Source organism: Haloechinothrix alba, from assembly GCF_900188115.1.
Lineage (GTDB): Bacteria > Actinomycetota > Actinomycetes > Mycobacteriales > Pseudonocardiaceae > Haloechinothrix > Haloechinothrix alba.
This window is the reverse complement of record NZ_FZNW01000012.1, coordinates 1-11,772: the sequence shown is the minus strand read 5'-3', so window position 1 is coordinate 11,772 and position 11,772 is coordinate 1. Positions and strand designations below refer to the sequence as shown.

Sequence of the window (11,772 nt, the reverse complement as noted above, 5' to 3'; positions counted from 1 at the left end):
TTTCAGGTAGTTCCCACAGTAGTGGTAGTGGGTGCCGGGGTCGGTCGTCCGACCGGAGGTCGGATCACTCGATCCTGCGCTTGGCTGGACGCAGCGGACCGGCCAGGCGCGGCCCTGCCAGCCTGCGCTCGAGCCTGCCGAGCTGGGTGCGGAGCGGCTGTGCGAGGTACTCGCCGAGGACCACACCTGCGGCGAGCGCCAGCCCGACAGCGATCGCGCGTGCCAGGGTGGTGATGTTGCCGTCCTCCCCGACGGCCACCTCGTACAGGCCCCGGAACGTCAGCAGACCGGGCAGCAGCGGGGTGATGCCGGAGACCGCGACGACCAGTGGCGCCACCTTCAGCCTGCGCGCCATCAGGCCGCCGCAGAAACCGAGCACGGTCGCGGCGAGCACGGTCGCCGTGATCTGGTTGCTCCCGAACAGCCGCATGAGGTTGAACACCGCGGCCCCCACGGCCCCGGCAGCGGCCGCGACCAGCATCGGGCGCATCTTCGAGTAGCTGGCCAGCGCGAAGAAACCTGCCGTGCTCGCCCCGGCGAACACCAGCAACGGCAGCGCCTCGGGCGGCGGGATGATGACCTCCGGCAGCCCCGTGGCGGGAAACCCGAGCAGTACCGCCACGTTCAGGCCGATGACCACACCGGTGACCAGCCCCGCACTCATCAGCGCGACTTCCGTGGCCCTGCCCGCCGCGGTGACGTTGTAACCGGTGATCGCGTCCTGCACGGTCGATACGGTGGACAGCCCGGACAGCAACACCGTCAGCGCCGCCGCCGCGACGAGCGAGGGCTGCCCGAACCACGTCACATTGGTCCCGACGGCGGCCATGGCGATCAGGGTAGCGACCAACCCACCGGTGACCTGCTGGAAGAAGATCGGCAGGGCGAACCGGTTGAGGAGCCTGCCGACCCGGTCGATGACGGCGCTGGTGAGGAAGGCCAGCAGCGCGGTGACGACTCCGGCGCCGATCAGCACCGCGACGCTGGCGGCCATGCCACCGAGGGCGAGCGTGGCGATCCACCGGGGGTACGGGTGGGGTGCGCTCGCGATCCGGCGCAGCTCCGTGTAGGCCTCCTCGGCGCTGATCTGCCCGCGGGTGATCTGCGTGATCAGCTGCTCCACCGCCGTGAGCCTGCTGTAGTCGAGGCTGCGGAATCGCACCACGCGCAGCGCGGTGACCGGCGACGTTTCCGTGCCCCGGTGGCAGGTCACGCTGATCGAGGTGTAGACGACGTCGACCTCGCAGTGCGGCAGGCCGAGCGAGTTCGTGACCGCGAGGATGGTGGCTGTGACGTCGGAGGCACCCGCCCCGGTCGACATCTGGATCTCCCCGATGCGCAGGGCCAGGTCGAGCACGAAGTGCACGGTGTGGTCGCTGGGCAGCGCGGGCCCCATCGCGGACTCGGAGGCGGAGCTCGGCTGCTCACCGGCGGGCGCCTCCAGGATGCTCCACGCACGGCGCGGCTGGGGCCGCCCCTTGCTCGTCTGGTCACCGGCCGGGTTGTCGGTCGGCGGTTCGAGGATGTGCCACGCCCGCTTGCGGTACTTCTGACCCTTACCGCGCTGGTTGATCTTCACAAGTCACCTCCTCACGGGCGTGTCGTCTGAACCTGTGTGGTCCATCCTCGATTCTTGGCCACTGTCGGCTTCGGCGCAGCCGCGGATCGGTTGTTCATCCGCCGGACCGCATACCCCCGCCGCGGGACGACGTGCCTGGATCGGGGGAGTGCGGACCGGAACGGTTTGCTCACGATGAAGGGGAGACGCCCACGACGTGATGAACACGAACGACCCGAACGATGCCGCCACTATCGACGTTCCCGCAGTTCATCGGCCTATCGCCACTCTCCGTTGCGAGATGGCACTGTGTTTTCCGTCACTCGCCCGTCGAGGGGTTGTGGAGGGCGTTCATCGCGGCGCGGGCGGCGCGGCTTACCATGGTCGGCGAGCTCGTCGAGGGCTCCCGCCGGCATAGCTCAGCAGGCAGAGCAACGGTCTTGTAAACCGTAGGTCAGGGGTTCGAATCCCCTTGCCGGCTCCAGATCACTGTGCGATCTCGGTTGATACCTGTCTGATCGTGCTCGGTTAGGCTTTGTGCAGCTGATGAAGGTCGGCTTCACCCCGGGCGCGGTGGCTTGGGTCTTCTGGCGAAGTCTCTCATACGGTGTTTGGCCGTCGAGACTGCCGTGTGGCCGGTCGAAGTTGTAGTAGTCCTGCCAGTCTTTGAGTCGGGCGTTGACGATGTTCACGTCATCGATGACGACGCCGTCGAGTAGTCGATAGAACTCTTCCGCGTCGATGCGATGGCTGCGCTCGACCTTCCCGTTCAGCCGGGGTGTGCGGGGCTTGATAGAGACATGGCCGATGCCCTTGTCGAGGACGTGCCAATGAAACTGGGACTGGAACTGGGCACCGTTGTGCGTGTGGATCGTCTCGACCCGGAAGGGTAGCTGCGACAGGACGTAGTCCAGGAAGTCGACCGCGGTCTTCTGGTTGTTGTGTCGGTATACCGTGAGCACGCGTAGGCGGGCGTGATCGTCGATCGCGGTGTACTGGAAGAACGTGCCGCGTCGATCTGCTGGTGTGATGGGAACACCGGTGGTCTTCGCCCTGGGGATCGGCTCGATGAACTTCACGTCGATCTGCACGTGGTGGCCGGGGGTTGCTTCTCGTAGCGCTTCCACCGCAGGTCACGACGCTTGTAGCGCTGTGACGCCGGCAGACGTCCATATCCAGCCGGTGTAGGATGCGCCACACGCCGGACTTGCTGATGTCCACGTCGTGGTAGCGCTTGAGATACATCTGGATCGTGCCGGGCCCGAAGTGGTAGTGCTGGCGAAGATAAACGATCTTGTCGACGACCTCGGCCTGTGTCGCCCGCGGACTGTTGCGCGGGCGCCGCGACTGATCCCGCAACCCGTCGGCGCCGTCGGCTTCGTACCGGCGATGCCACTTGTCATACGTAGGACGGCTGATGCCGAAATAGCGGCACGTCAGCGCCACGTTCCCGGACACTTCCTCCACATGACGTAACACCGCCAGGCGCCGACGCACCTGGCGGTCCATCTGGAACTGACTCACCAGAACTCCCAATGATCAACAAGCCCCGGTGTCAACCATCTCCAGCAGTTTTATACTCTATATGATTCGCAGCTTGTCCTCCGCCGACACCGCCGGCGGACGAGACATCGCCAACGCCTCCTGCTCAGAACCCTACAAAACCCCTGAGCCACAAATCCTGACGCGGGAGAGTTCCTCAGACATCAGGCGAGCCCTTCTATGTACATTGACTGTGCGTTCTGACGCGTTTTCCCATGTCGGCGAGGGCCAGTTCTATTTCGGCGTGCACGGTTCGCATCTCGTCTGCGTGTTTGCACCACTGCCACCAGGGGAGCCCCAGGGGCAAAGGGTGGCCAGCCGGCCACGACGTGACGATCCCTTCCGCACGTCCGGTAGGGATCGTCACATCCTCTCTACTTCGACCGTGGTGTCGGAGAAGGTGGGGGCGTTGCCGAGGTCGGCGAACGCGAACGGGTTGACGGCATTGACCGTGGACTGGTCCTTGGCGTTCTTAGGCCAGTGGCCCATCGGGGCCATCGCCACACCGGGGGCGATCTCGTCGCTGACCCGGGCCAGGGCCACGAACTGGCCGCGGTCGTTGAATACCCGGACGTACTGCCCATCGGTGATGCCGCGCTCGTCGGCGTCGGCCGGGTGGAGGGTGATTCCCTGTTCACCCTCCACCCGGCGCTGCTTGGACTGATCGCCGGCGCTGGAGTTCAGGAAGGCGTGCGACTTCGGCGAGATCAAGTTCAGTCGGTAGCCGGTATCGGCGGTCTCGCGCGGCGGCACATAATGCGGCAGCGGGTCGACCACCCCGCCGGGCTGATGCTCGTTCGAACCCTGCCGAAACAGCGGCACCACGAAGTTGCCCCCCTCGGCCGCGGCTGACGAGCGCAGTTCCACCTTCCCGGACGGGGTGGGGAAGTTGCCCTCCGCGTGCGGGGCGTACTCGTCGGCCGATGGCAGGTTCAACCGTGCCCATCCGGTCTCGCGCAGCGACTCGACGGTGATGCCGGCCATGGCAGGGTCCGACCAGTCGAACGCCTCGGCAATCATGTCCTCATCGGTGCGGGTAAAGCACTCCTCGGTGAAGCCCATCCGGGCAGCCAGCCGGCGGAACAGCTCCGTGTTCGGAATCGCCTCACCCAACGGTTCGACCGCCGGAGTGTTCAACGTGACGTAGAAATGCCCCCAGCTGAACATGATGTCGTGCTGCTCGAGTTGGGTCGTCGCTGGCAGTACTAGGTCGGCATAGCGCGCGGTGTCGGTGAGAAAGTGATCGCTGACCACGGTGAACAGGTCCTCGCGGGCCAGCCCCGCGGCCACCTTGTCCTGCTCCGGACAGACCACCATCGGGTTGGAGTTGTACACCATCAGCGCGCTGATCGGCGGGTCCAACCCCAACTCACCCGTCAACGCGCGGCCGAGGTGGAACTGGTTTACCACCCGAGTGCCCGGCGTGGCCAGCTCGGGGTGCATGAACGCGCCCCAGTTGACCGGGAAGGCCCACAGCGGCAGCTGCAGCAGCCCCCCACCGACGTGCCGCCACGCCCCGACCAGCGCCGGCAGGCACGCAATCGAGCGCACCGTCTGCCCGCCGCCCGCGTGACGCTCGACCGCCACCCCGATCCGGATCATCGCCGGGTCGGTGGTCGCGTACTCCCTGGCCAGGGTACGAATGTCGTCCGCTGGTATCCCGGTTTGCTCGGCGGCCCACTCCGGGTTGTACTGCGAGACTCGCTCGGCCAGCTCGTCGTAGCCCACGGTGTGCTCGCGGACGTACTCCTCGTCGGTCAGCCCCTCGCCGATGATCACGTGCATCATCGCCAGGGCCAACGCCCCGTCGGTGCCCGGCCGGAGCGGGATGTGCCAGTCCGCATGTTTCGCGGTGCCGTGTCGGACGGGGTCGATCACGACGACCTTTGCGCCGCGGCGCTGCGCCTCTGCCACGAACGGCCACATGTGCAAGTTCGTCGAGACCATGTTGCAGGCCCAGATCACGATGTATCGGGAGTGCACCACACTCTCCGGGTCAAACCCAGCCGTCGCACCAAGGGTCATCGTGTACGCAGTGCACGCCCCGGAATCGCAGTAGGTCCGTTCGGCGATCGTCGCGCCGAGCTTGTTGAAGAACGGGTCGCCAACGTTGAGCCCGTTCAGGATGCCCTCAGTGCCCAGATAGCTGACCGGCATGATCGACTCCGGGCCGTGCTCCGCGATCGAGGAGCGGAACCGATCGGCAATCTCGTCCAACGCCTCGTCCCAGGAGACCTGCTCGAAGTGGCCACTGCCCTTGGGCCCAGTGCGGCGCAACGGATACAACACGCGGTCTGAGCTGTAGACCTTGTCGACGTAATTGTTCACCTTCACGCACAACCCGCCACGGGTGAACGGGTGCTCCGGATCGCCACGCACCGTGGTGGCCTGCCCGTCAGTCACCGTCACCAGCATCGCGCAGGTATCCGGGCAATCATGGGGACAAGCGGCACGCACCGTGACAGTTGATTCAGGATGGCTCTCAGTCGCGGTCATCGCCAGACTCCTAACTCGCTGCGGACCAGTCTGCTCCAGGACTCGCTGCGGACCAGTCTGCTCCAGGCAAATCCCGATGACTAGACCGTGACCTTCCCCCACAGGGGGCTGTCCGATTAACGGTGGATCCGGCCTTGGCAGCGGTTAGTTGACGGTCGGGGTTGTGCGGCCGTCAAGGGTGATCGCGAAGGCGTTGAGTGCCGGTTTCCATCTCATCGCCCGTCGTGCCCGGCCACGGCCGGTGGGGTCTAGAGATCGAGTGACGAGGTAGAGGCACTTGAGTGCGGCCTGCTGTGTCGGGAAGTGCCCGCGGGCACGGACCGCTCGGCGGTACCGGGAGTTGATCGACTCCACGGCGTTCGTCGAGCAGTTGACGCGGCGGATCTCGACGTCGTAGTCCAAGAACGGCACGAACTGCGACCAGGCGTTCTGCCGGAGCCGCACGATCGCCGGGTACTGCTGGCCCCACGTGCCGCTGAACTCGACGAACCGTTCCTTGGCGGCGGCCTCGGTCGGGGTGGTGTGGACCGGCCGTAGATCCGTCGACATCTGGTCCCAGTACGTGCGGGAGGCGTGGCGGAAGGTGTTACGGATCAGGTGGATCACACATGTCTGCACCACCGCCCGGTCCCACACGGTGGTGATCGTCTCGGGCAGGCCTGTCGGCCCGTCGCAGACCGCGATGCACACGTCGGTGACGCCCCGGTTGTTGATCTCGGTGAGCACGCTGAGCCAGAACGTGGCGCCCTCGCCGCCGTCGCCGGCCCACAGGCCGAGGATGTCGCGTTCACCGTTGACAGTGACGCCGAGGACCACATAGATCGGCCGGTTGGTGACCTGCCCGTCGCGCACCCTCACGTGGATAGCGTCAACGAAGATCACCGGATACACCGGGCGGTTTCCATCGGTCGTTGCGAATCCTGATGGGAAGGGGTTCGTATGCCGCGTGGTGGTCACAACAGGATGCCGATCGGGGTCAAGCGCCGCTACTTCGAGCTGATTCGGGCTGGGTCGTCAGGCCCTTCGCCGACAACGACAGCACGATCTCATCCACCCCGGTCAACCTGCGTTGCCGCTTGCGCACGATCTGCGGCTCGAACGAGGAATCGACGTCGCGCGCGACCTCGATCTCCACCTCGCCGATCTCGGTCAGCACCGCCTTGGCGCGGGTGCCGTTGCGGGAGTGGTCACCGGTGCGGCCAGCCGGGTCGTGCTTGCCATAGCCCAGGTGCTCGCTCATCTCCGCTTCCCGTGCGGTCTCGAGCACGTTCTTCGCCAACCGGTTGAGCAGCCCGTCCGGGCCGACCAGGTCGACGCCCTGCTCCTTGGCCTGCCCGAGCAACTGCTCCGCCAGCTTCTGCGGATCCATGTCATCGGTCACGGGGTCCAGTGTTTCGGTCATGATCGATCCTTCCCGCCAAGCTCACGCTCGGCGTGTCAGACCACGACCAGATCCACCGTTGTTCAGACAGCCCCTGCCGGAGCGGCGGGGTCAAGCGTTGCCGCGAACCGCGAGCGGTAGCGCTTCGGTGAGATGCCGACCTCTTGGGTGAAGGCGGTTCGGAACGTCACCGGCGACCCGTAGCCGACCTCGGAGGAGATCCGGTCCACCGTGAGGTCGGTGGTCTCGAGCAGTTCCTTGGCCGCCGCGATCCGTTCCGCGGCGACCCAGCGCATGGGCGTGGTGCCGACGTCCTGCTCGAACCGTCGGGCGAGGGTGCGGGGCGAGAGGTTCGCCGCTCGCCCCAGCTCGGTGAGCGTCAGCGGCCGGCGGAGGTTCTCGCGCAGCCACGCGCGGAGGTTGTCCAACCAGGCGGCGCGAACCTCCAGCGGCTCGGCGTGGACGTACTGCGCCTGATCACCGTCACGGTGGGCAGCGATGACGAGGTAGCGGGCCGTGTTGTTCGCGGCGCGCTCCCCGTGGTCGCGCCGGATCAGATGCAGGCAGAGGTCGAGGCCCGCCGCCGAGCCGGCACTGGTGAAGACGCCGTTGTCCTCCACGTAGATGGCGCGTGCGTCGAGCTCGACGCTGGGGTACATCCGCTGCAGCAGTGCGGCGTGCCGCCAGTGAGTGGTGGCCCGACGCCCGTCGAGCAGCCCAGCCTCGGCGAGCGCGAACGTGCCGGTGCACAGCGCCACCATGCGGGCGCCCCGGTTGGCGGCGCGCCGCAGCTCGCGGACCAGCCGGGAGCCGACCGATCGCCCCGGTGGCACCGCAGGCACCAGCACCGTGTCGCCCTCGGCCGCGGCGCTCAGCGGCCGCTCCGGGGCCAGCCGGGCTCCGGTGTGGGTGCGAACGCCGCGCAGGTCGCCGCACAGCGTCACGTCGTAGAGCGGCCCGTGATCGGGGCCCCACTCGTAGCCCAGTGCCTCCAGCGGCATGCCGATCTCGAACAGGGTCATGCCGTCAATGAGCGGGATCGTGATCGTCGGACGCCGTGTCGTCATGATGGCAAAATCTTAGCAGTTTGCGTCAATCTTGCCACTTCTGCGGGACGGCGCCGCTTTGCGACTCTTGAGCCATGTACTTCGACGACTTCATCGCAGACCAGACCCTGAAGACCAACGACTCGTCGTCCTCGCACGACGTTCGCGCTCAGCAGCCCATCCGGCGCCTGCTTCACACCCTGTGGAGCGGCGCCCGCCAGGTCGCCTGGGGTATCGACGCGTTCTCCAGCGTCCGGCACGGGATCGACGTACCTCCCGATCACGATGCCCGCAGCCGACGCGCGTCGGAACCCCGCCACCCACGACCTTGAGGGCCAGCCGACGCTTACGACGTCGCTGGTCGGATCGATCAGGACCTTCTGACGGGGGTCTGTAACAAGATCGGTGTTTTCGGCGTTTGCGGTTAGTACTTCTGTGCGCTCGGCCAGCGGTCACCGAACGTGGTCGCGAACGCGTTCAGGGCGGGTTTCCACCGCATCGTCCACCTCGCCTGCCCCTTGCCGGCCGGGTCGAGTGACCTGGTGACCAGGTACAGGCACTTTACCGCAGCTTGCTCCGTCGGGAAGTGACCTCGCGCCCGCACGGCCTTACGATACCGTGCGTTCAACGACTCAATGGCGTTCGTGGAACACAACACGCGCCTCATCTCCGGATCGTAATCCAGGAACGGAGTGAACTCTTCCCACGCGTTGCGCCACAGTCGGATCATAGCAGAATACTGCCCAGTCCATTTCTCCTCCAGGTCGTCCAAAGCCACCTCCGCGGCGGCTACCGTAGCAGCCGCGTAAATCGGCTTCAGATCTTTCTTCAACGCGTCCCAATCACGGTTGGACGCAATGCGGAAAGAATTCCTGATCAGGTGGATCACACAGGTCTGCACCCGAGCCTGAGGCCACACATCGGCCACCACCTCCGGCAGGCCCGTCAACCCGTCGCAGACCACGAAGAACACGTCCTTCATGCCACGGTTCTTCAAGTCCTGCAACACTTGCAGCCAGAACTTCGCTCCCTCACTGCCCGGGCCAGCCCAGATGCCGAGTACATCTTTACGTCCCTCGAGTGCCACCCCAATCGCTACATAAAACGCACGGTTCGAGACCTGACCATCCCGCACCTTCACGACCACAGGATCAATAAACACCGCCGCGTAACATTCATCAAGTGGCCGACACTGCTATTCGGCCATCTCCGCCACCACAGTGTCAGTGATCCTCGGTACTGTCGCCTTCGACACCGACGCACCATAGACATCAGCGAAATGCGCGGAAATCTCGCCCGTCGTCAACCCCTTCGCGGACCACGACAACACGATCTCATCCACGCTGCCCAGCCGCCGCTGCCGCTTCTTCACGATCATCGGTTCGACACTGCCCGCACGGTCTCAGGGCACGGCCACCTCGACCGCACCGGCCGCGTCTGAGACCACGGTCTTGGCGCGCGAGTCGTTACGCACGTTCGTGCCCTCACGGCCGGGCTGATCGGCGTGTTTGGCGTGCCCAAGGTGCTCGGTCATCTCCGCTTCCAGCGCGGTCTCCAGCACGGTCTGCGTCAGCTGCCCGAGCAGCCCGTCCGGCCCGGTCAAGGCCAGACCCCGCTCCTGCGCGCGCACACCGGCCTCGTCGGCCGCGTTCTTCGAAGCTCCAGTTGTCGTCACGGCATCAACAGTCATCACACTCCGTGCCCATCCCGCCGGACCTCAGCCCGGCGTGTCGGGCCGAACCCACCGATCTTGAAACAGTTCCCGAGATCGACTCGGCGGACTTCGATGCCGTCTACTTCACCGGTGGATACGCGGGGATGTACGACTTCCCCGACAGCGAGGGCCTGCAGCGCATCACCCGGGAGATCTACGAACGTGGCGGCATTGTCGCCTCGGTCTGCCACGGCTACTGCGGCCTGCTGAACACCACGCTATCCGACGGGTCTTACCTGGTAGCGGGACGCAAGGTCACCGGGTTCGCCTGGCACGAGGAAGTCTTCGCCCGAGTGGACAAGCTCGTGCCGTACAACAGCGAGGAAGAAATGAAGAAGCGCGGCGCACGCTACGAGAAGGCCACGCTGCCGTTCGTCTCCTACGTCGTGGTCGACGGCAATCTCGTGACCGGACAGAACGCCGGATCCGCCGAGGAGACGGCGAAGAAGGTTGCCGCTCTCGTGTAACCGCTGCTCATAGACGTCGTGGCGACGACGAACGGCGACCACCACTCAGCGTGGCCTACCGCCAGCTCCGGAGTGACGCGAGCGTCGCCCTCATCCTCGGCGGCCGCAGCGAAAATGAGTTCGCGGCGTACGCGGGCCGCACGTATGGTTGCCGTACACGGGAAAGGAGGTGATCCGGTAGATGATTGGTTATCGGACGCGTGAGGTGGTCGCCGGCTGACGCTGGGGCCAACGCGAACCACGTCGCCAATTCCAGGCGGCCACCCGGCCCCCGAGCATCGGTGTTCGTCCAGCCGACTCCGCTGTCACAGCGGGAAGCGCTCGGGGGTCGCCCCATACCCGCTCGTGCCTGCGCGACCGCGAGCGGCTTGCCGTCGTTCGCCGCTTCGAGGCGGGCAAGCAGGTTCGATGACTGCCGTAATTCACGACCCCACCTGTCATATGACTGCCACTGCAATCATATGACTGGTGGGGTCGTCATGTGCACTTCGGCGAACCCTTCGGCGGGATCATCCCCGGCCCTCGCGGCGCTGTGCTCTCAGTCTTGTTGCGGACCGGCGAGCCACTCACTGGGCGACGGATCCACAGCATGGTCAGCGACGACTACAGCCTGTGGTCCGTCCAGGAAACGTTGAAAGTTCTACAGCAGCTGGGACTGGTGACGTCCCAGACGATCGGTCGCGCTGGCGTACACACGATCAACGAAGACCCGCAGCAGTGGCGCCCTTACGCCCCTCCTCGACCCCATTGCGGCCCTGAAAGCTGCCATTGGCGAAGCTGTCGACTCCACCGTGCACACTGTGCTCATCTTCGGGTCGATCGCCCGCGGTGAAGCCACAGCCACAAGCGATCTCGATCTCGCCGTCATCGCCCCACCCGAGTGGGACGGACGAAGCGAGTTGGAGGACATGGTTCGCACACGACTGGGCAACGACTGCGATGTCCTCGTCTTCACCGAAGCCGAGTTCACGAGACTGGCACGTGACGGCGAGCCAGTCGTCAGTGACATCCTCCGCGACGGCGCGGCCCTGATAGGTACAAAGCCACGGATGAGGGCAGGAGACGCTTGATGGCGACTGCCGAGCAGCGCAACCACGCCAAGGCCTTCCTGAAGAAAGCCGAGGAATACCTCGCTTCGGCCGAGGACAACCTCGCCGCGGGTCGCAATACACCCGCCGCTGGCGATGCAATCCACGCTGGTATCAGCGCCAAAGACGCCATCGTCACAGCCCTCACCGGCGCAACCAGCAAGGGCAAGGATCACGCCACGGCGGCGAAGGAACTCAGAACCGCTATGGCCAAGCGCGATCAAGCAGCCGCTGCCGAGTAGGCATTGCGCGAGCTCATCGCAGCCAAAAGCGACGACGAATACGGCGTCTCACTCACCACCGCGGCCAAGGTCGAGATTCTCGTCCGGCAAGCGCGATCACAGGTCGAGATCGCTGTCGAGATCGTTCGCCTCGGTCGATGAGACCCGAGTTTTGCCAGATTAGTGCGTAGGCTGGCTGGCCGTGTTGATGGCGTCGAGCGCGTGTTGGAGGTCGTCGGGTAGCGGGTCGGCGGCTGTG

General features: G+C 65.6%; 8 protein-coding genes, 1 tRNA gene and 4 pseudogenes. 6 read left to right on the top strand and 7 right to left on the bottom strand.

Features of this window, described 5'->3' with window-relative positions; translation table 11 throughout:
- Positions 1-64 precede the first annotated feature (64 nt).
- Positions 65-1,579, bottom strand: coding sequence for a threonine/serine exporter family protein (locus tag CHB84_RS12745; protein WP_089301813.1), 1,515 nt, complete (start codon positions 1,577-1,579; stop codon positions 65-67).
- Positions 1,580-1,966: 387 nt separating this feature from the next.
- Here CHB84_RS12745 and CHB84_RS12740 point away from each other — a divergent pair.
- Positions 1,967-2,042 (top strand) — tRNA-Thr (locus CHB84_RS12740).
- 133 nt (positions 2,043-2,175) lie between these two features.
- On the opposite strand, the pseudogene CHB84_RS24025 reads toward CHB84_RS12740, so the two are convergent.
- The 5 genes and pseudogenes from CHB84_RS24025 to CHB84_RS12715 form a co-directional block, all read right to left on the bottom strand.
- A pseudogene (locus CHB84_RS24025) lies at positions 2,176-2,520 on the bottom strand (integrase core domain-containing protein); the annotation flags it as partial.
- 235 nt (positions 2,521-2,755) lie between these two features.
- Positions 2,756-3,067: pseudogene (locus CHB84_RS24020) on the bottom strand (helix-turn-helix domain-containing protein); the annotation flags it as partial.
- A gap of 396 nt (positions 3,068-3,463) precedes the next feature.
- On the bottom strand, positions 3,464-5,596 hold the full coding sequence (locus tag CHB84_RS12730) for a molybdopterin-containing oxidoreductase family protein (protein WP_089301812.1): 2,133 nt from the start codon (positions 5,594-5,596) through the stop codon (positions 3,464-3,466).
- A gap of 144 nt (positions 5,597-5,740) precedes the next feature.
- Positions 5,741-6,998: pseudogene (locus CHB84_RS23545) on the bottom strand (IS256 family transposase).
- Between the two features lie 62 nt (positions 6,999-7,060).
- A complete protein-coding gene (locus CHB84_RS12715) occupies positions 7,061-8,044 on the bottom strand; it encodes a GlxA family transcriptional regulator (protein ID WP_089301811.1) in 984 nt (327 codons plus the stop codon).
- Between the two features lie 74 nt (positions 8,045-8,118).
- On the opposite strand from CHB84_RS12715, the gene CHB84_RS12710 reads away from it, so the two are divergent.
- A complete protein-coding gene (locus CHB84_RS12710) occupies positions 8,119-8,355 on the top strand; it encodes a hypothetical protein (RefSeq protein WP_089301810.1) in 237 nt (78 codons plus the stop codon).
- Between the two features lie 92 nt (positions 8,356-8,447).
- Here CHB84_RS12710 and CHB84_RS22395 read toward each other — a convergent pair.
- Positions 8,448-9,713: pseudogene (locus tag CHB84_RS22395) on the bottom strand (IS256 family transposase).
- An 8-nt stretch (positions 9,714-9,721) separates the two neighbouring features.
- Between CHB84_RS22395 and CHB84_RS22390 the strand changes: the two are divergent.
- The 4 genes from CHB84_RS22390 (at position 9,722) to CHB84_RS23200 (ending at position 11,675) form a co-directional block, all read left to right on the top strand.
- Positions 9,722-10,204 carry a type 1 glutamine amidotransferase domain-containing protein gene (locus CHB84_RS22390; RefSeq protein WP_245818714.1) on the top strand — a complete coding sequence of 161 codons (483 nt, stop codon included), beginning with the start codon at positions 9,722-9,724 and terminating at the stop codon, positions 10,202-10,204.
- An 800-nt stretch (positions 10,205-11,004) separates the two neighbouring features.
- Positions 11,005-11,274: a nucleotidyltransferase family protein gene (locus CHB84_RS23210; protein WP_217898531.1), complete on the top strand. Its 270-nt coding sequence runs from the start codon at positions 11,005-11,007 to the stop codon at positions 11,272-11,274.
- A complete protein-coding gene (locus tag CHB84_RS23205; RefSeq protein ID WP_217898530.1) occupies positions 11,274-11,534 on the top strand; it encodes a hypothetical protein in 261 nt (86 codons plus the stop codon). Before CHB84_RS23210 ends, CHB84_RS23205 begins: the two co-directional genes overlap by 1 nt.
- A gap of 3 nt (positions 11,535-11,537) precedes the next feature.
- A complete protein-coding gene (locus tag CHB84_RS23200) occupies positions 11,538-11,675 on the top strand; it encodes a hypothetical protein (protein WP_217898528.1) in 138 nt (45 codons plus the stop codon).
- Positions 11,676-11,772: the final 97 nt, after the last annotated feature.